The 19,037-nt window shown below is 63.9% G+C and carries 16 protein-coding genes; 13 read left to right on the top strand and 3 right to left on the bottom strand.

Going from position 1 to position 19,037, the window contains the following annotated elements; genetic code table 11:
- Positions 1 to 170: 170 nt before the first annotated feature.
- From Q427_RS03020 to Q427_RS33190, 4 genes are all read left to right on the top strand, one after another.
- Complete coding sequence (locus Q427_RS03020; protein WP_197030483.1) at positions 171 to 3,122, top strand: PD40 domain-containing protein; 2,952 nt, start codon at positions 171 to 173, stop codon at positions 3,120 to 3,122.
- Positions 3,101 to 3,778: a S41 family peptidase gene (locus Q427_RS33195; RefSeq protein WP_331280522.1), complete on the top strand. Its 678-nt coding sequence runs from the start codon at positions 3,101 to 3,103 to the stop codon at positions 3,776 to 3,778. Before Q427_RS03020 ends, Q427_RS33195 begins: the two co-directional genes overlap by 22 nt.
- A gap of 169 nt (positions 3,779 to 3,947) precedes the next feature.
- On the top strand, positions 3,948 to 4,832 hold the full coding sequence (locus Q427_RS03015) for an MFS transporter (protein WP_051496088.1): 885 nt from the start codon (positions 3,948 to 3,950) through the stop codon (positions 4,830 to 4,832).
- Positions 4,814 to 5,035, top strand: a complete 222-nt coding sequence (locus tag Q427_RS33190) for a hypothetical protein (protein WP_231613362.1) — start codon at positions 4,814 to 4,816, stop codon at positions 5,033 to 5,035. The genes Q427_RS03015 and Q427_RS33190 overlap by 19 nt, the downstream gene beginning before the upstream one ends.
- Before the next feature lie 78 nt (positions 5,036 to 5,113).
- Here the strand turns inward: Q427_RS33190 and Q427_RS03010 are convergent, their stop codons facing one another.
- Together Q427_RS03010 and Q427_RS03005 are read right to left on the bottom strand one after the other, a co-directional pair.
- Positions 5,114 to 6,346 (bottom strand): DUF3422 domain-containing protein, encoded by a 1,233-nt coding sequence (locus Q427_RS03010; protein ID WP_043510854.1) that lies wholly within the window; start codon positions 6,344 to 6,346, stop codon positions 5,114 to 5,116.
- Between the two features lie 138 nt (positions 6,347 to 6,484).
- Entirely contained in the window at positions 6,485 to 7,402 is a 918-nt protein-coding gene (locus Q427_RS03005) for an alpha/beta hydrolase (protein ID WP_081785784.1), read from the bottom strand.
- A gap of 173 nt (positions 7,403 to 7,575) precedes the next feature.
- On the opposite strand from Q427_RS03005, the gene Q427_RS03000 reads away from it, so the two are divergent.
- Together Q427_RS03000 and Q427_RS02995 are read left to right on the top strand one after the other, a co-directional pair.
- Complete coding sequence (locus Q427_RS03000; RefSeq protein WP_043510853.1) at positions 7,576 to 8,637, top strand: acyltransferase family protein; 1,062 nt, start codon at positions 7,576 to 7,578, stop codon at positions 8,635 to 8,637.
- A 45-nt stretch (positions 8,638 to 8,682) separates the two neighbouring features.
- On the top strand, positions 8,683 to 9,576 hold the full coding sequence (locus Q427_RS02995; RefSeq protein ID WP_043510850.1) for a universal stress protein: 894 nt from the start codon (positions 8,683 to 8,685) through the stop codon (positions 9,574 to 9,576).
- Between the two features lie 15 nt (positions 9,577 to 9,591).
- Here Q427_RS02995 and Q427_RS02990 read toward each other — a convergent pair whose 3' ends face one another.
- A complete protein-coding gene (locus tag Q427_RS02990) occupies positions 9,592 to 10,305 on the bottom strand; it encodes a DUF3581 domain-containing protein (RefSeq protein ID WP_043510848.1) in 714 nt (237 codons plus the stop codon).
- Positions 10,306 to 10,429: 124 nt separating this feature from the next.
- Between Q427_RS02990 and Q427_RS02985 the strand changes: the two genes are divergently transcribed.
- From Q427_RS02985 to Q427_RS28545, 7 genes are all read left to right on the top strand, one after another.
- Entirely contained in the window at positions 10,430 to 12,037 is a 1,608-nt protein-coding gene (locus Q427_RS02985) for a hypothetical protein (RefSeq protein WP_043510846.1), read from the top strand.
- Positions 12,034 to 12,981 (top strand): hypothetical protein, encoded by a 948-nt coding sequence (locus tag Q427_RS02980; RefSeq protein ID WP_043510844.1) that lies wholly within the window; start codon positions 12,034 to 12,036, stop codon positions 12,979 to 12,981. The genes Q427_RS02985 and Q427_RS02980 overlap by 4 nt, the downstream gene beginning before the upstream one ends.
- Positions 12,982 to 13,046: 65 nt before the next feature.
- On the top strand, positions 13,047 to 13,877 hold the full coding sequence (locus Q427_RS02975) for a hypothetical protein (RefSeq protein WP_043510842.1): 831 nt from the start codon (positions 13,047 to 13,049) through the stop codon (positions 13,875 to 13,877).
- Positions 13,878 to 14,211: 334 nt separating this feature from the next.
- The gene (locus Q427_RS02970) at positions 14,212 to 14,643 is read left to right on the top strand and encodes a hypothetical protein (protein WP_231613360.1); all 432 of its coding nucleotides are present in this window, start codon (positions 14,212 to 14,214) and stop codon (positions 14,641 to 14,643) included.
- Positions 14,612 to 15,802 (top strand): hypothetical protein, encoded by a 1,191-nt coding sequence (locus Q427_RS02965; RefSeq protein ID WP_081785783.1) that lies wholly within the window; start codon positions 14,612 to 14,614, stop codon positions 15,800 to 15,802. The genes Q427_RS02970 and Q427_RS02965 overlap by 32 nt, the downstream gene beginning before the upstream one ends.
- Before the next feature lie 46 nt (positions 15,803 to 15,848).
- Positions 15,849 to 18,704, top strand: coding sequence for a bifunctional diguanylate cyclase/phosphodiesterase (locus tag Q427_RS02960; protein WP_043510839.1), 2,856 nt, complete (start codon positions 15,849 to 15,851; stop codon positions 18,702 to 18,704).
- A gap of 41 nt (positions 18,705 to 18,745) precedes the next feature.
- On the top strand, positions 18,746 to 19,012 hold the full coding sequence (locus Q427_RS28545; RefSeq protein WP_155833439.1) for a hypothetical protein: 267 nt from the start codon (positions 18,746 to 18,748) through the stop codon (positions 19,010 to 19,012).
- Positions 19,013 to 19,037 lie beyond the last annotated feature (25 nt).

The following is a 19,037-nucleotide window of genomic DNA, read 5'->3' as shown; positions in this document are numbered from 1 at the left end:
TTCGCTGACACGAACACGCTTCGCGGCAACAATGCCATGTCCACCGGAAGGCTAGTTGAAGGCGTCGCGGTCAAACAAGGCAGCACTCGCCACCGGTATTCGAAGGGGCCGGGGTTTGTTGCTACGTTGGTTGGGCATGTTCCAGCGGATGAAAGGCTTGGCGAATGGGTATGTCGCACGACAATGGAAGCTTCCTGGGTAGCGCGACGCAGCGAATAGCCTTGGTGGCGGCGATGGGTGGGCTACTGGCAGGTGCCCCCGTGGCAGCGACAGCGGAAGTCGGCCTCCCCCGCTTCCCCTCCATCAGTCCTGACGGCTCGGAGCTCGTCTTCAGTTGGCGTGGCGATCTGTGGCGGGCGCCAACCGATGGCGGTGAAGCCATCCGCCTGACCCGCCACGACCTGGATGATCTCTATTCGAGCTGGAGCCCGGACGGGGAGTGGGTCGTGTTTTCTTCGATGCGCGACGGCTACCTGAACCTGTGGCGCATGCGTCGTGACGGCGGCGAGCTGACCCAGCTCACCCACGGCGACCAGCACCTGCGCAACCCGAGCTATGGCGTCGACGAGGACGGTGAGCCGGTCATCACCTTCTCCGGCATGCTCGAGGCTGACGTCTACCGTGACCAGCGGCCCTACCAGCTGTCTCCGGAGGGTGGCGAATATCGTCGATTGCATGATGCCTTCGGCTCCGAGCCGCAGCTTTCACCCGATGGGCAGCGGGTCGCCTTTACCCGCGGCGGCGCCTACCATGGCTGGAATCGTCGCCACTACCGCGGACCGGACGCCATGAACGTCTGGTTACATGATCGTGAAACCGATGCCTTCGAAGCCCTCACCGAGCGCGATGGGGACGATGGCAGTGCACGCTGGATCGACAACGAGACGCTGCTGTTCATGTCCGACCGGGAAGACGAGACGGTCAACCTCTACCGCGCCGAGCTGGGGAACGAGGCGCGGACCTTCGATCGTCTCACCGACTTCGATGAGCGTGACCTGCAGCACTTCGATATTTCCCACGATGGCAGTACCGCCATCCTGCAGGTCTGGGACACCCTTCTCACCCTGGACCTGGAAGCCCCCGACGCCGAGCCTGAACCAGTGCCGCTGCGAGCTGCCGCGGACGGTCGAGACGACCATGAGCTGCGCCGGATCAACCGGGACGTCAGCGAGGCGGCCCTCAGCCCCGACGGCCAGACCATGGCCTATGTCGCCTACGGCAGGGTCTACGTGCGTCATATGGACGAGCAGAGCCCGACCCGGCCCGTGACGCCGGGCACCCACGCCCGCCACAAGGACATTGCCTGGTCACCCGACGGCCTGGCGCTCTATTTCGTCAACGATACCGATGGCACCGAGTCGATACACCAGGCACGGGTGGCCTTGACCCGTGACGAAATCCGCCAGACCCACGAACGGCTCTCGCCCGATGAGCGGCCCTCTCGCGACTGGGAACTCACGGCGCCGTCTCCCGTGGAACCGGCCATGCCCGCCCCCGAGGAGCCGGTCGAGCCGGACCCTGAAGCCAACGACGAACCGGACATCGCGCTGCAAGGAGAAGACCCCGCGGATCCGTTCGCCCCGCAGGATCCGGGCTTTCTGATCACGCCGATCCTGCTGCCGACGACATCACCCCCGGTGGATGTGCCGGAGCCACTGCAGGATCAACCGATACAGGCCGAAAGCATTCCGGAAGAGGAGCTCGACGTCGAAGTTCCCGAAGAGGTGCCCCCCGAACGCGACCCGACCCGGTGGCACGACGCGGTCCAGTTCCATGTCGAGCCACTGGTGGCAAGCGAGCACAATGACCGGCAGGTTTCACCGTCTCCGGACGGCCGCTCCCTTGCCTTTCGCCGGGGACGCGGCGACCTGATGATAATGAACCTGGCGAGCGAGGATAAGAGAACCCTGGTCGAAGGCTGGGACAGCTTCACCCACTGGCGCTGGTCGCCGGACAGCCGCTATATCGCCTTTTCCCGCAACGACCTGAACTTCAGTGCCAACATCTTCATCGTTCCGGCAGACGGCTCGGAAGCGCCGGTCAACATTACCCGACATCCCCGCAACGACCTCAGCCCACGCTGGTCGGCCGATGGTCGCAAGCTGAGCTTCATCTCCAACCGCTCGGGCGACAGCTACGACCTCTATAGTGTCTACCTCGACCGTGTCATCGAGACCTACACCCCCCGGGAGCGGACCGCCTACTACCGCAACGCCCGCAACGAAGCCGATGACCGCTCCCCGCTGCCGGTCATGCGGGAAGAGACCCAGGAGCCGGATACCGTGGACGAACCGGCCCTCGAGCTGGAAAACGCCTGGCGCAGGGTGGAGCGCATCACCGCTTCCCCGGCGCACAACTCGGCCAACGAGATGACACCGGGCGGCGATCGCTACGTGTTCAACGAGGGCAGTGAAGGCCTGTACGTCATGGACTGGGACGGCGGCAACCGGACCCGGCTGGGGTCCATCGCCAACGTGCAACACCTGAGCACCACCGGGGACCGTGTGGTGTATATCAGCGATGGTCGCGTGGGCGTGGCGCGGCTCTCGGGAGGCACTCACCAGCGGCCCGACATCTCTGACCGCATACGCATCGACCTGCAGGAACAGTCGCTGCAGAAGTTCAACGAAGCGGCACGGATGATCGGCGAGAGCTTCTACCGCGAGGACATGAAGGGGCTGGACTGGCCACAGGTGGTCGAGGATTACGAAACATTGATACGCCGCGCCCGCACCCCCAGTGAATTCAGCGATATTTCCAACCGCCTGATGGGCGAACTTGCCGCCTCCCACATGGGGGTAACCAACCCCGGCCCGGTGTCGGCACTCCGCGAACCCTCCGGCCGGCTCGGCATCGAGCAGGAGCGCATGGTGTCGCAGGCCGATGGCAGGGCCGGTTATCGTGTGACCGAAGTGATTCCCGAAGGCCGGCCTCCCGCGGCCCCATGCCGCTCCGGGAGGGCGACATCATCACCGAGATCGACCTCCAGCCGTTCGAGGAGCGCGATACCCTGCTGCTGCGGCTACGTGGCCGCATCGACCAGGAGGTCATCATCACCTTCGACCGCCCCGGTGACAACGGCTATACCGAGTACCGCACCATGCTGGCCCCGATCGGCATGAGCGACCTTGCGCGACTGAAGTATGACCACTTCCGCGAGGAAACACGCCGCCGGGTCGAGGCGCTTTCCGACGGCCGGATCGGATACCTGCATATCCAGGCCATGAACCAGACCTCACTGGAGGGCTTCCAGGGGGACCTCTATGCCGCCGCGACCGACAAGGACGGCCTGATCATCGATGTCCGCAACAACGGTGGCGGCCATACCACCGACCGCATCCTGACCTCGATCATGGCGGGCGAGCACGCCTATACGCTTCCCGTCGGGGCGGATCCGGAGGCGACCGGCCACTATCCCCAGGACAGGCTGGACGCCCCCCGCTATACCCTGCCGATCAACATGCTGGCCAACGAGAAGAGCTATTCCAATGCCGAGATCCTGGCCCATGCCTTCTCCACCCTGGATCGTGGCAACCTGGTGGGCCAGCAAACCTACGGCGGGGTGATCTCCACCAACAGCCACACCCTGATCGATGGCGCCACCGTCCGTCGCCCCTTCCGGGGCTGGTTTTTGCCCGACGGAACCGACATGGAGCACAATGGCGCGATGCCCGATATCCTGGTCGAGCAGACGCCGGAGGATGAGGTCGCCGGCCGCGACCGCCAGTTGGAGCGCGCCGTGGAAGACCTGCTTACTCAGCTCGACGCGAAGCAGTAATGGCCAGCATGGCGGTGGGACTGCCGGTCAGGCAGGCCCGCTGCCGTAGTCCCGCTCGAAAGACACAAAAAAATCCACGGCTTGCCAGGAAAAACCCCACGGGCCAAGAGCTCCCTGACCGGCGATCGTGCGACAATCGCCCGCCCGCCAACAATGCCATGGAGTGGAGATGCCGGCCCGACAGGACACCCGAGCCACCCTGACCTATTTTGTCGTGCTTGTCGTCATTGGCATGAGCGGTGGGCTGCTGGGACCGGCACTGCCTCACCTGGCTGAAATGACCGGCTCCGGCATGGGGCAGATCGCCGTGCTGTTCACCGCCAGGGCGCTGGGAAACATGCTCGGATCGGTGGTGTCCGGGCTGCTGATCGACCGGTTTTCCGGCCACCGGGTATTGATCGTCATGCTCGTGCTGATGGCGATGGGACTCGCGGCGGTGCCCTTCAGCCAGGCGCTGGTCACGCTAACGGCGGCCATCTTCGTGCTCGGCTTTGCCGAAGTCTCGCTCAATGCCGGTTCCAACACCCTGCTGCTGTGGACCCATGGTACTGCCTCGGCCCCCTGGATCAGTGCGCTCCATTTCTGCTTCGGGCTCGGCAACATGGTGGTGCCGCTGGTATTGATTGCCGTACTGGCAGTGGCAGGACAGTTTGCCTGGGCTTTCTGGCTGGTCGCACTTTTCGGCCTGATGCTTCTCTGGCCCCTGGCGCAGCAGGCAAGCCCGCGCGCCCTGGTCGAGAAGCGCCACGACAAGCCCGCCAAGCCCGCCCCCGATCCCGGATTGCTGGCGATCTTCATGGTGATGTTCGGGCTCTACGTAGGGATGGAGATCACCTTCGCCGGTTGGGCAACCTCCTACGGCACCCTGAGCGGAATGCCGCCTCAGGATGCCGCCATGCTGGTCACCCTGTTCTGGCTGGCGCTCTCCGTCGGCCGCCTGCTGGCGATTCCCCTGCTACGGTTCCTTTCCCCCTGGGTCGTGCTGATCGGCTGCCTGGGACTCGGACTGGCCACGGCCCTCTTGCTGCATGCCGCTTGGCTGCCCCTGCCCTGATGGCGCTGCTGTTCGGACTTTCGGCCTCGGCCATCTTTCCCACGCTGTTCGGTCTCAGCAACCAGTTGATCACCATGAGCGGCCGCACCACGGGCCTGATATTCCTGGCGGCAGCCACCGGTGCCCTGGCGGTGCCGTCACTGACCGGCCCCCTGCTGGAGTGGGCCGGCACCCGGGCCTTCCCCCTGCTGCTGGCTGCCTGATGGGAACCTTGATGCTGGGGCTGTTCATGCTTCATGCCAGGGTCAAGCGTGTGACAGCCTAAGGCTGACCTCGCCTCCTCAGTGCTGCTTGACGCGCCAGATACGCCAGGCCAGCAGTCCGATGATGGCAAGCCCCAGCGGGCCAATGACCGATGCCGCCACGCTGGGTACCACGGGCACCCCGAGGGCAACAAGACTCTGTAGGGCAAGCTTGAACAGGCTGAAGAGGTAGTAGCTGATGACGATGATCGACAGCCCCTCCACCGCCTTCTGGATCTTCAGCTGGCTGCTGGCGCGCTCGTTGAGGCTGTGCAAGATGCCGGAGTTCTGCTCCTCGATCTCGACCTGGGCACGGGTACGCAGCAGGTCGTTGAGCCTCGCCACGCTCTCGGCCAGGCTCTGCTGACGCTGATTGATTGCGGCACAGAAGTGCACGGTTGGCCGAAAGCGACGCAGGATGAAGGTTCCGAGGCGAGGGCACTCCTGCACTCGAGTTTCACGCAGCTCCTCGATGCGGGTAAACACGATCCGGGCATACGCCTCGGTGGCACTGAAGCGTTGCCGCGACCGAGCGCCGCTCCGCTCGAGACGAGCCGAAAGCAGCGAAAGCGCCGTCAGCAGCGGCCGCGGGTTGGCCTCCTCCTGCTCGGCATTGCGGTCCGAGAGTTCGCCGAGCTCGGTCTCGTAACCCTGCAGCTCGGTGCCAAGCTCCTTGGCCAGGGGCAGCGACAGGGAAGCCATCATGCGGTAGGTCTCGATCTCGAGCAGCCGGCGCACCATGCGACCGAGCCGGAAGGCGTTGAGGCCGCAATTGATCAGCAGCAGGTGATTCACACCCGCCTCGGTAAGGCGAAAATCGCTCCATACCGTGGCGTCGCCAGCCCCCACCAGCGAGCCGGCCGGGTCGCTGAACCCATAGGACTCCCCCTTTCCACTCCACGCCTCTTTGGCTTCCACCAGTACCAGGGTGGCATTGATCAGAAGACTCCTGTTGGCCGCGATGATCGAGGTCAATGGCTCGGGCGGTGCCGGCCACAGGTCGCTGTCGCTACCCCGCGGGACCAGCAGGGTGAGCGTGAAGAATTCGGTATGCCGCTCCCACTTCAGGGTCATGCCGTCGAAGGCAAGAATTTCCTGGGCGGAGCCGGTATCGAGGGCAAGACCCGTTATTTCACCCAGCTGCGCCAGGATGGCATGACAGCCTCCGCCTTCATCCAGAAAGGCGTAGTGGTGGACGTGGGCCGGCTCCGAAAAGTAGATCGAAGGGCGGGCGTGCAGTTCATTGTGCAGACGTTCTCGCTGTGGGTGCATGTCGGGGCCTGGATAGTTGGTTGTTACCCGAGCCTACGGTTTCGCGGCCGCCAGGCCAACCACGCTCATGCCGTCTCATCCCCGCTTTACCTGGCGCTGCCCCCCGGCACCGCGGCCACAGCCGGCTTTCTCCACCGGCTAGCGCAGCTCCCTGCGACTTTCGGTCGCGCCCTGCTGGGCCAGCCTCTCCAGCGGTACCGGACCCTGCAGGAACTGGAACATCCACGCGAGGGCGCTGGGCAGGCTGGCGCGCCAGACCCGCCAGGTATGCCCGCCACTGAGCACTTCCAGGGGCACCAGGCCGGGCTGGTGGCTCCTCAGGGCCTGGTGCACCAGCCGGGCGTGGTGCTCCGCGTTGTAGACGTCACGGTTGCCGGCACTGAGGTAGATTGGCACGACGATACCCCGCCCCAGATAGCGCTCGAGATGGGCGGTGTAGTTGCGCCGCTGCCATAGGTCGGCATCGAACTGCCCGTTGCCGTCAAGGAAGGCCGGGTGGCGATGCGACGAGGAGTTGGCGGGCGGAAGCGGATGATAGCTGGCCGGGCTCAGGGCCGCGGCTGCACCAAAGAGCTCCGGCCGCTCGAGCGCGAAATTGAGGCTGCCATAGCCACCGGCAGAAAGCCCCGCCACACCGCGCCACTCCCGTAGTGGAACTACCTGCCATGTCTCCTCCACCCGGGGCAGAAGATCCTCGAAGAAGGCCGTTCGTGCTGCCTCGTTGTAGCCGTCGATCCACCAGCTGTCGCTGCCGGGCATCACGATGACCACCGGCGGAATCTCACCCTGGCGAATCAGGCGATCCGCTGTCTTCTTCAGTGCGCCACGCTCGACCCAGTCGGACTCGCTGCCAAAGGAGCCGTGCAGCAGGTAGAGCACCGGATAGGCTAGATTCGACTCCCGGTAGCCCGCCGGCAGATAGAGGGTATAGGCGTAGTCGCGCTCAAGCACCGCCGAAGGAAAGCGGTGGTGGGTCACCTCTCCGGCCAAGGCCGGGGCGGTAGCCAGCAGCAGCCCCAACCCCAGGAATAGCCTCGCAGCGCGGCTGATGTTCATGCACGGACTCCCTGTGCCCGGGATCGGATGTAGGAAATACGGTTCCCAAACGGGGAATTTCCCCTCTTCCACGCTGTCGACAGCACTCTGGCGCAGGATGTTCCATCTTTGCTACCCCAACGGAGCTGTTTCAACCGGACAGTACCCTCGACACCAGGGAAGGCCCAAGGACCATGAGGCAAATCGAAGAAATCTATTGGCTGCGCTTCTACGGCTGCCTTGCCGTCTTCGCCTTTCACTTGCTTGATCGATTGAACCAGCACATCGACAATCTCTACGTGGACCTGGCTCGCATCCCCACGGTCCTCGGCACGCCAATTTTCATCTTCATCTCGATCTTCCTGTTCGCGGCCCGCTACGCCAGCCATCCGCCCGACGGTTTTCTCATCAAGCGCCTGCAGTATGTGATGGTGCCCTACCTGGTCTATGGGCTGATCTATTCGACCACCAACTTCTTGAGCCTGCAGCACGACGGCATCGCTATCGGGTTCTGGGAAAACCTGGTCTTCTATCTGGTCTATGCCGGCTGGCACGGCTATTTCCTGATCATCGCCATGCAGTTCTATGCCTTCTACTGGCTTTATGCCCGCTATGGCCTGGAGCGCTGGCTGAAACCCGGCCCCTGGCTGGTGATCGGCAGCCTGGTCGGCATGGCCTACTGGGGACTGACCCGACTGTACGGTATCGAGCCCCCCGGCTACCTGCTCTGGATAGCCCCCCTGGGCTGGATCTACCTGTTCTTTCTGGCCATGCTGGTGGTGCGCTACTACGCCCAACTGGATCCTCCCCGCCTGGATGAGGTGCCGGTACTGAAGCCGCTCGCACAACCACGCTACCTGGCGGCCTTCGTTGGCGTCATCGTCCTGCTGACACTGCCCGGCTGGCTGGAGTACTCCTCCAAGGAGACCTGGGTGGTGCCGCTGTTCATCCTGTTCACTCTCAGTGCGGTGACTCGTCTTCGCCACCGGCCGGCGCCACCGCTGGTCAAGTACATCAACCAGTACTCCTTCGGCATCTATCTGGCCCACCCGATGTTCTTCGCCATGGTGGACGCGGTGAATGACGTCCTGGCCATGCCCCTGGCGGTGTATGTCGTATCGTTGATCGTGGTCGGCCTTGCCGGCTCCATCTGGCTGAATCAACTCGCCAACCTCACTCCCTGGGGCGGCATGCTGTTCGGCAAGCGACTCTTCGTGCCGGGCACCCAGCAGACGCCAACGGGTCAATTGCGCTAATCTGGAAACCTGACCCAACATCTCTGCCTGCAAGGGAGACCTACCATGAGTGAGCGCATTTCGCTCGTGATCGTGCCAGTGGATGGCTCACCCACCGCCGACGCTGCCACACGTCACGCCGCGATGCTGGCCCGGCTGTTGCAGGCATCGCTGCAGCTGCTGCATGTGATGCCGTTGAATCCCCCAGAACTCAGCGACCTGCCCGCCAACCGGCTAGCCGAAGCCGACCGGGACCGCTCTCTGCGCCTGGAAGCCGCCAGAAACGCCTTCTCCCGTGCCAGGCAGTCCATCGATCCACCGCTTGAGACGACCGTCGACGAGGTGACCCTGGAGGACGACACCTTCATTCGCCATCCGGCACGCGCCATCGTCGAGCACGCCCGGCGCCAGGAGGCCTGCCTGCTGGTGATAGGCGCCCGTCATCTCAGCGATATGGGCAAGTTCGTGGAGGGAAGCGTCAGCAACGAGGTGGTTCACAAGGCTCCCTGTCCGGTCACGGTGGTGCATGCCGAAGCGGCCCCCGAGGATATTCAGCGTATCGGCCGCGTGCTGCTGCCGGTGGACGGCTCGCGACACAGCGACAGCGCCGCCCTCCTGGCAGGTGACCTGGCGCGCAGTGCCGATGCGGCGGTGGAGCTGCTGTTCTGTCGCCCGGGGGGCAAGCCACCACAGCAGGCTGACGACCCCACCGACGAGGCGGAGCGCATCTTCAACCGCGCGCGCAAGGTGCTGGGCGATGTGCCGGCGGGCATCATCGAGCAAGTGCTGGCCGGCGAACGCTATGCCGAGGCCATCATCCAGCAGGCCCGGCGCCACGAGGACTATCCGGTAATCGTGATGGGCCGCCGTGGACTTGGCACATGGCGGGAAAAGCTGCTGGGAAGCGTCAGCCATCGGGTGATCGACCAGGCGTCGTGCCCGGTGACCGTTGTCGTATGAGCCGGCCGGGGCCTGTCAGTCGCCGGCTTCGTAGGCCGCCTTCAGACGATAGAACTCGGTGACGATGGCGTCCATGGCTGAGGCGTCATAGTCGCACAGTCCGCTGACAACCAGCTTCTTCGAGCCGCTGCCGACCTCGGCCCCACCATCGGTGATGCGGAATTGCAGGGTCACGTCGCCGCGCTTGCCGTTCACCGCCATGCTCGAGTCCACCAGCTCGAGCGATGGCCGCTTCAGGTCCATTCTTTCCAGCGAGAATCCCATGCTGTCGTAGATCACCAGCGGCCGGCGCGGGTTGAACATGACGCCCTTCTCTTCGAGCAGCGGCTTGAGCACATGGGGAAAGTTCTTGCCCGAGAAAGCCACATAGCAGCGGGTGAAGGCCTCCACTGCAGACTCGTCCCGGGTCGTTTCACCGCTGCGCGTCACATCGAGATAGCGCTTGCCCTCATCATCGCTGACACCGATGTGCCCGCTTTCATCCTCCTCCAGACGCAGCGTGATTCCATCGCCGACCATGCTGCGGAAATGAAAATCCATTTCCCGCGAAAGGCCAAAGCGGCTCAGGACCAGTGCGAACAGCAGGTCGCCGGGAACGCAGAATCGACGCGCCTGGGGATCGTGAATGGGGTTGAAGTCGCCGGCAATGCCCTTGGCGAAATCGCTCGCCTGCTGTGCGGTGATGCGAATGCGCGAATCCGTTTGCGTATAGTAAGTATCAAGAAACATATGTGGTCCGACCTGCCTGGATGATGTGCCACAAAAAGTAACGATGATGATGCCATAAAATCCCCGAGCGCGAAGCCACCGGGAGCATGGCGCCGATCGACAAGGAGAAGGCAGCCGCCTGACGATGTCCCAGACCAAGGAAAATATATCCTATCCCGGCCGGCTAGGTGCCCGGATCCTGTTCTGGTCTCTCTCCAGCCTTCTGATGCTGCTGGTGTCGGCTCTGGTCGGTACCAATCTCCTGCTCAACAGCGCATGGACCCAGGACTGGGTCGACCGCCGCCTGCCCCATGTGACGGTGACCTGGGATACCGGATGGAGCTTCTGGCCAGGACGGCTGCATCTTCAAGGCCTGACCATCGAACGTCACGCCGCCGAACTGCCTCTCTATCTGGCGGTGGATGAGGCCGACGTGCGTATCGCGGCAGCCGGGCTGATCCGCCGGCAACTGACCCTGCCGACGCTCGACGCCCAGGGTATTCGCCTGCTGCGGCTAGGAGCTCACCGCCTGCAGGGCGAGGGCCAGCTGCAAGCCGGGGGCCTGGAGCTGGCGGCGCAGCGAGTTGGCGCCGAATCGCTCCGGCTGATACTCGATACCGGCTCCCTATGGCGCAACGACACCCTGCTGGCCGACGACCTGCAACTGGAAACGACGCTGAACGTGGCCCCCTTCGACCCCACAACAGGCCTGGATCGCCAGCAGTTGAGCCGGGTATCCGGACGCCTTTCCCTGGCCGGGCGCGCCGATGCCTGGGACGTGTTCAACCCCTATCTTCAAGCCACACCCTGGCTCACGCTGGAAGGCAGCGGGGGCCTCACTGCCGAGCTGTCGCTGCGCGGTGGCGAGCTGAGCACGGGGAGTGAAGTGACCCTGAACTCACCGGCGCTGGCGGTTGAACTCGATGAGGCCGCCCTGCTGGGCGGCGAACGTGACAGCGAAGCTCGGCAACGGATTTCCGGCCGGGGCCTGGCCAGCCTCAAGATTCATGCCGGGGAGGCGTCAATACAGCCCCACCTCGAGGTGACTCTGGAGGATGTGGTGATGCGCCCCCTCGGATCGGATGAGGAGGCACCGCTGCTGACCAGCCAGCACTTCACGATATCGGCCCGACTCGAGAGCGCCGATCTCACCGCGCCACCGGCCCCGCCCGACTCGGCACGCATGGCCTGGCAGGGGGCCGAAGTCCGCGACGTTAGCCGCCTGTCGCGCTACCTTCCACCCGGCCTGCCACTGACGCTTCATGCCGGGTCGGCACTGTTGGACGCTCGGTTCAAGTATCGAGAGGGCAGACTCGAGGGTCGGGCCGATCTTGACGGTAGCGACATCGCGATGACACTGATGGAGCAGTCCCTCGTCGGTGAGCTGGCACTGGGGATGAACCTTGCCGACCTGGCCCCAGTGGCTTCCCGCCTGGACCTCTCGGGCAGCCGGCTACGGGTGGCGGCAACCCGAGAGGGCCCGGCAGGTGAAGCGACTCCCATGGTCACCGAGCTGACCTTTCCCCAGGCCAGCTTCACTACGCGTGAACCGCTCACGACGTGGCATTCGGAGGGCGGCCCGGTATCCCTGGACGGTGCCCTGACCGTAGTTGGGCACGTATCGAACCTGGCTTTTCTGGATGTCTTCCTGGAAGACGCCTTCGGCGGACGCGGCCTGACGCTGGACGGCGCAGGCCGGCTGTTCGCGACCTGCGATTCGAGCACGGTTATCCCGTGGCGGGCGGCAGCATGACCGTCGAGGCATCGGCCCTGGAGACACGCTTCCTCGACTTTCACGCCGAGGGCCGGGGTCGACTCATCGCCCGCCTGGTGGAGGCGGCCGATGGACCCGCCGCCGAACTGCAGCTCGAACTGGAACAGGCGCGGCTGACCCGGGGCCAGGACACACGCCCCCTGCTGCTGGCACCGTCACTCGACCTGACCGCCGACATCGACACGCCGACGAGGGATCATGCCGCTCGCAGCGCGACCCTCAGGCTAAGCTGGCCGGAAGCGGCAGTGCCCGATGTGGCGGTGTTCGCTCGTCACCTGCCCGAGTCGTCGCCGTTGCGACTGTTGGGCGGCAGCGCCGCAAGCCGGGGCCAACTGACCTTCGATGCCAGCGGGGTACGGGGGGAGGTCACACTGACCGGACAAGACATCCGCACCAGCCTGCTCGATACCGAGGTGCTGGGTACCCTCGGCCTGGAACTGCTGCTAGCTCATGCCAGCCTGGACGGGAGCCTGCTCGACCTCTCCGGCTCACGCTTCACCCTGGAGATGGATGACGACGATGAAGCACAGCGCCTGACGACAAGGCTATTGGCTCGCCAGGCCCGCTTCACCCACCCTTTCGGCGCTGACGGACAGATTCCCCGCACCCAACTGGTGCTGGACGGCAGCGTCGACCGGCTCGGCTTTCTCGACCGCCTGCTGCCACGAGCCCATGGCCTGACGCTGCGCGGCGCCGGCCAGCTGCAGGCCGACCTCGACCTGATAGGCCATGAGCCCCAGCCCGGCAGCCAGGTCAGGATGGATGCCAATCACCTCGCTGTCACCTTCCTCGACTATCGCGTTGCCGGCAGCGGGCGGCTGGAGGCCTTCGTCGAAGGCGACACGGCCGAGCCAAAGCGCGACTGGCACTCAACCTGCCCCGTATCTCGCTGGGGCGGCGGGACGGCACGGCCGAATACCTGAACGGCCGGCACTTCCGGCTCGAAACCACCCTGCCTCGCTTCACCGTCGACCCGGAGACGCTACCGGTGGAAGCCATCACGACCCGAGTCGAGCTGCCCATCGCCGAAGTGGAGGATATTGCCGCCTACAGCGACTACCTCCCCGCGGGGGCCGGGATCGAACTGCTCGGAGGCAACGCCAGCCTGACGGCCGACCTGCAGCTGGAAGGCCTCCATGCCCAGGGAGACCTGACGCTCAGGGCGTTCAGTAGCGACCTGCGCGTCGGCGAACAGCGGCTCCGGGGTGACCTCTCACTCGATACCCGGCTGCGGGCGGGCGATCTCGAGACGCTGACCTTCGATGCCACCGGCACCCGTCTACGCCTGGACAATGTCATGCATGAAGATGCCGAAGGGCGGCGGGTGCAAGGCTGGTGGGCTCGGCTCGACCTGGAGCGAGGTCGGCTGACCTGGCAACAACCGCTGAGCCTGTCGGCTCGATTCGGACTTGCCATGCGTGACTCGGGGCTGCTGGCCAACCTGTTCTTGTCCCGCGCCGGTGAGCGACCAAGACTGGCTCGCCTGCTTACCGTGCCGATGATCAGCGGCCATGCCGATGTCGATCTGTCCGACAACAGGCTACACGTCAGTGACCTGCGTCTGACCGGACGCAACCTGGAGATACTGGCCGACCTGCGTCTCATCAATGATATCGCCCGGGGAGAGATGTATGCTCGCTTCGGGGCATTGCGAATAGGCCTTGCCCTGGATGAGGAGGGGCGCAACCTGCAGCTGTTTCGCCCACGCCGCTGGTACCAGAGCATCGAAGAGGCCCGCTCTGAAATGGATTCCCGCCAACCGCTACCATCGGACTGGCAGCAGGAGATCGAGGAGCCTCCCGCCGCCCCTCCACGCTAGCATGCTGAAAAATATGCTAACTTGGCCAAGCCTGCTGGCTTGCGTTGACGGTGCGGACGCCTCGCTTTCGCATCCAAGTGCCGCAATGCGTCTATTGTGCAGATATGTATCATTGATGTAAGACTATTACATTCGGGGAGCATGACATTGCCGAGGACCGGGTTGGGTCCCGGCAAGGGATCGGGGGAGTTCACTATCGATACGTGCAAGATGTCCTGGCCAGTTTCGTCACCTCAGGGGCCGGACACGGGGAAATCATCGTCTAGCAATCCGATGATAACGTCGGCTCGAGCGTCGCGGCATGCCGCTCATCCAGCCTCGGGGAAAATGCCGCGTGGCTGCATTGAAGCGACTCCTTCTGCTGGCCGTGCTGGTGATGTTGGCGCCCGCAACCAGCGCCGAACAGCGCCAGGTGGCCCTGATTGCCCACACGGAGGTCAATACCCGAACACTGACCCGCGATAACATGCGCGCCATCTTCGCCATGCGCCAGCGCACCTGGCCCGATGGACAGGCCGTGAGGGTCTTCGTCCTGCCCAACAACCACACTGTGCACGGGCGCTTCACCAAGGAGCGCCTGGCCGTCTATCCCCACCAGCTGCAGCTGGCCTGGGACCGCATGGTCTTTTCGGGTACCGGGCAAGCACCCAGTAGAGTCAGCAGTCAATCCGAGATGCTGGAGCGCATCGCGACCACGCCCGGCGCCCTTGGGTATCTGGAAAGGGAGTATCTGGATGATCGAGTCCAAGTTATTTCGATGGAGTAGCCGCTATTCTCCGCTGTTGGCTGCACTAGCGCTCGGGGCGCCGGTTGCTGCCGCGGAGGAGGGTCCATTAGATACATTGCAGATGCATGGGTTTCTCAGCCAGGCGCTGGTCATCACCGACAGGAATGATTTCTTCGGCCCCAGCAGCAGCGGTTCCGGCAGTCTCAAATATACCGAGATCGGGGCCAATGCCTCCCTGCGCCCCCATCAGGACTTCCTGGTCGCGGCCCAGGTGCTGAGCCGTCGTGCCGGGGGTGATGGCAGTGACGCACGACCGGTACTCGACTATGGGATCATCGATTATCAGTTGCATTCCAGCCAGCAGCGCACCCTGGGAATCCAGGCCGGGCGTTTCAAGAACCCGTTCGGCTTCTATAACCAGACGCGGGATGTCGCCTTTACGCGGCCCAGCATCCTGCTCCCACAGTCTATCTATTTCGATCGCACCCGCTCACTGGGGCTGTCTGCCGATGGAGGCAACGTCTATGCCGAGGAGCGCCTGGAGAAGGGTACGCTGAGATTCAAGGCCGGCATCGGCACGCCGACGACCCGGGGCCTGGATGACCAGCTATTCGCCCCCGGCCTGGGGATTCAGGTGGATGGCAGCACCTCTTATATCGGCCAGGTCTTGTATGAGCACGGCAGCGGTGATTTCACCGCCGCCCTGAGTGCCGCCGATGTCAATCTCGACCTCTCCTCCGGCTTCGGCGATGGCGAGCTGAACTTTCAACCCTGGATTCTCTCCCTGCAATACGACCAGGAAAAATGGGCCTTGACGGGCGAGTACGCCATACGCAATGTCTCCCTTTCCGGCGACATACGCCAATCCGATACCACCGGCGAAAGCTGGTATGTGCAATATACACGTCGCTTCCACCCCGACTGGCAGTGGCTGATACGCTACGACAGCCTGGTGATCGATCGCAGTGACCGCTCGGGCAGCGCCTATCAGGCCCAGGGCCTGGGCCCGGCGCACGCCCGCTATGCCAATGACATCACCATGGGGTTGAAGTGGAGTGTCACGCCGAGGCTGCTACTGGCAGCCGAATACCATCATATCGACGGCACCGGCTGGCTGCCGCTGCAGGACAATCCAGACCCTTCCGAGACTAAACGCCGTTGGAACATGCTGCTGTTCCAGCTTTCGCTTCGCTTCTGATCCGCCATCATTGCTCCTTCTCAACCTCGGCTAGGGATAGGCTTGCATGAACGCATCGAGATCCCAGGGAATACGCCATCGACTGAGCCTCACATGGCGAGTCATCGCCCTGAGCAGCCTGCTGCTGTTAGCGTTGGTGGTGCTGTTTACCTGGCTTGGCCATGCCAACCTGACCCGCCAGTTCGAGGAGAGCCGCGAGGAGCACAATGCCCGCCAGGCTCGGGAGATCCAGCTGGCCCTCCAACGTTCCGAAGATGGTCTGCAGCAGCTGGCGGCCCTGACGGCCGCTTCCCCCGAGCTTGGGCCCGCAATCCAGAGCGGCAACGCCGAGGCCCTGTTTCTTTCCCTCTCGTCGCAATGGCCCACACTCCAGCTCGAAGCGGGCATCGAAGAGATCCTCATCTTCAATGCCGAAGGCAACCTTCTGGCCGAGTGGGGCCAGGGCCAAACCGACAACGAGCGCCCGATCCAGGCCTGGGTCGACCAGGTAATGTCCACCGAGTTCCCCCTCTCCGCGCTGCGCTGCGCCACTGACTGCCGTCAATATGCCGCCGTGCCGATCCTGGTCACCGGAGAGAGCGTGGGCATGGTCATGCTGTCTCGCTCGCTGGCGGATGTGACCCGAGAGGTCCAGCAGGTGTCGGGCAGCGATGTCGCCCTGCTGATCACCGGCTCACCTGAGCCCTTGTCAATGCCGGAGCGGTACCTGACGAGCTGGAATGGAAACCTGATCGCCATGACACGCCAGGAAGCCTATCTCCGCCTTCTGGAAACGGTGGCAGAACAGACCTCCCTCAATGAGCTACTGCGGTCTCCCCTGCGCCTGCATCACCAGGGGCAAGATATCGAAGTCGCTGCCGTCCATATGGCGTCGGATGAAGATCGTCGCAGTAGCGGGTATTTCCTGCTCGCTTCCGACATCACGCCGCAGATGCAGGCCATCAACCAGGACACCCGAACCCTTCTCGTGGCTGGCATCAGCGGCTGGCTCGCTGCCGAACTCCTCCTGCTGGCCATCCTGTTGCGCCCCATGGCGCGCCTGCGCCGTCTCGCCGGCGTGTTGCCGGCGCTGGCCCATGGTGGCTTTCGCCAAGCCCGCAGCGCGATTCCCATACCACGCCGACGCTTACCCGATGAGATCGACGTGCTGGAAGGCACCACCCTTGAGCTTTCCAACCAGCTGGAAACCCTGGAACGGGAGGTAGGTGCCCGGGGCACTCAACTGGCCGAGCGCGTCGCGGAACTTGCCCGGGAACGCGACTTCGTCAGTAGCCTGCTGGATACGGCGCGGGTGTTCATTATCATCCAGGATGAGCATGGCCGTATCAGCCTGGTCAATGACTATGCCCTCACGGTCATGGAGACACAGGAAGAGAAACTGCTGGGCCGGCTGTTCGATGATGTCTTCCCCGCCCGGGATACCGCCAGCATCGGTGGCGACGCCAGCCTCGGTGACAGCACGAGCCAGGAGGAGCGCTGCCTGCGCACGACGGAAGGTCGTCAGCGCACCATTGCCTGGTACCATGCCCCGCTGCCGCCCCCCCAGGAGGGAGGGCCCTCGCGCATCTCGGTCGGTCTCGATATCACCGAGCGCAAGGTAGCGGAAGCTCGCCTGACCTGGCTTGCCGAGCGGGATCCGCTGACCGAGCTCTACAATCGCCGCTATTTCCATGAGGCGCTGGCCCTCGCCATGCAGCGCGGACGGCAAGGTGCCGTATTGCTCCTCGACCTCGACCAGTTCAAGGACGTCAACGAGCTCAGCGGCCACCATACCGGCGACCGCCTGCTACGCATGGTGGCTGACACCCTGTTCCAGGAGTTCGGCCATCGCGGCGTGATCGCCCGGCTCGGGGGCGACGAATTTGCCCTGCTGCTGGAGGGGGCCGATGCCGGGCAGGCCATGTACATGGCCAAACAGATCATCCCCCTGCTCGAGAATACCGGTCTTGACGCCGGCGGCCAGCGGCACCGGGCCGCCGCCAGCCTGGGCATCGCCCTCTATCCGGACCATGGCAACAACGCCGCCGACATGATGGCCAGCGCCGACCTTGCCATGTACAAGGCCAAGGAGGGGGGTATACAGCGCTGGCATCTGCTCTCTACCGTCGAGACGGCCAAGGATGAGCTCCAGGAGCGTGTCTACTGGGTGGAGAGAATACGCCAGGCCATTGAAGAGGATGGCTTCGAATTGATGGTGCAGCCCATCGTCCGGCTGAACGACAGGAACGTGCGTCATTACGAGGTCCTGCTACGCATGCGCGGCCCCAAGGGCTCGCTGATTGCACCGCTGCACTTCATTCCCGTCGCCGAGCGCAGTGGCCAGATCATCCAGCTCGACCGCTGGGTACTCCGCCACAGCCTGCAGGCACTGAAACACGTTCAGGACAAGGGCATCAGCCTGGCGGTGAACCTCTCGGGGCAGACCCTGCATGACGATGGACTCAAGCAGTTCCTTGTGGAAGAGCTGTCCGCCAGCGGGGCCGACCCGAACTACCTGATCCTGGAGATCACCGAGACCGCGGCGGTCACCGATTTCTCGACGGCGCGCGGCGTACTTCAGTCCATACGCGATCTTGGCTGTCGTACCGCCCTCGATGACTTCGGTGTCGGCTTCAGCAGCTTCCACTATCTCGGCGAACTGCCGGTGGACTTCATCAAGATCGACGGTGCCTTCATCCGCAGCCTGCTGACCAACCCCGACAGCCGGGTCATTGTCAGGGCTATCGCCGATATTTGCGCCGGCTTCAGCAAGCAGGCCATCGCCGAGTTCGTGGATCAGGAAGCGCTGGTGCCATTGCTTGAATCCTATGGAATCACCTACGGCCAGGGTTACCACCTTGGCCGCCCTGTGCTACTGACTGACGTCATCCCGGAAGCCCTGGGAAACATCAACAGGGTCTGAACAGCCAATGGAAGCTCAACAGGAAAGGATGCCAGTGAGACATGACCAATGACACAGCAAGAAGGGCGCAGCACCTCGACAGGAACAGCCCATTGGCGGCCTTTGCCAAGCAGTTCCGGTTCTCGATCGCCAATGACAAGGAGTCCCGCTATCGAGCCTACGCCCTGCGCCACAAGGTATTCCGCCAGGAGCTGAACTACGACCTGGGTGTCAATTCCGACATCCCGTTCGAAAACGACGCCCACGACGAGCACGCCATCCTCTGCCTGCTAAACCATATCCCCAGCGGGTCGATACCGGTTGCCTGAGGGTGGTGCTGATTCCCGGCAACGC

Source organism: Halomonas sp. BC04 (assembly GCF_000568385.1).
Note: the sequence above shows the minus strand (reverse complement) of the source record. Positions and strands in the feature narration are given on the sequence as shown.

What these genes read in the sequence shown, in the direction of transcription:
- Q427_RS03020 (WP_197030483.1), top strand. Translation starts at nt 171, where the DNA reads ATGTCGCACGACAATGGAAGCTTCCTGGGTAGCGCGACGCAGCGAATA.
- Q427_RS33195 (WP_331280522.1), top strand. Translation starts at nt 3,101, where the DNA reads ATGCTGGCCCCGATCGGCATGAGCGACCTTGCGCGACTGAAGTATGAC.
- Q427_RS03015 (WP_051496088.1), top strand. Translation starts at nt 3,948, where the DNA reads ATGCCGGCCCGACAGGACACCCGAGCCACCCTGACCTATTTTGTCGTG.
- Q427_RS03010 (WP_043510854.1), bottom strand. Translation starts at nt 6,346, where the DNA reads ATGCACCCACAGCGAGAACGTCTGCACAATGAACTGCACGCCCGCCCT.
- Q427_RS03005 (WP_081785784.1), bottom strand. Translation starts at nt 7,402, where the DNA reads ATGAACATCAGCCGCGCTGCGAGGCTATTCCTGGGGTTGGGGCTGCTG.
- Q427_RS03000 (WP_043510853.1), top strand. Translation starts at nt 7,576, where the DNA reads ATGAGGCAAATCGAAGAAATCTATTGGCTGCGCTTCTACGGCTGCCTT.
- Q427_RS02995 (WP_043510850.1), top strand. Translation starts at nt 8,683, where the DNA reads ATGAGTGAGCGCATTTCGCTCGTGATCGTGCCAGTGGATGGCTCACCC.
- Q427_RS02990 (WP_043510848.1), bottom strand. Translation starts at nt 10,305, where the DNA reads ATGTTTCTTGATACTTACTATACGCAAACGGATTCGCGCATTCGCATC.
- Q427_RS02985 (WP_043510846.1), top strand. Translation starts at nt 10,430, where the DNA reads ATGTCCCAGACCAAGGAAAATATATCCTATCCCGGCCGGCTAGGTGCC.
- Q427_RS02980 (WP_043510844.1), top strand. Translation starts at nt 12,034, where the DNA reads ATGACCGTCGAGGCATCGGCCCTGGAGACACGCTTCCTCGACTTTCAC.
- Q427_RS02965 (WP_081785783.1), top strand. Translation starts at nt 14,612, where the DNA reads ATGATCGAGTCCAAGTTATTTCGATGGAGTAGCCGCTATTCTCCGCTG.
- Q427_RS02960 (WP_043510839.1), top strand. Translation starts at nt 15,849, where the DNA reads ATGAACGCATCGAGATCCCAGGGAATACGCCATCGACTGAGCCTCACA.
- Q427_RS28545 (WP_155833439.1), top strand. Translation starts at nt 18,746, where the DNA reads ATGACCAATGACACAGCAAGAAGGGCGCAGCACCTCGACAGGAACAGC.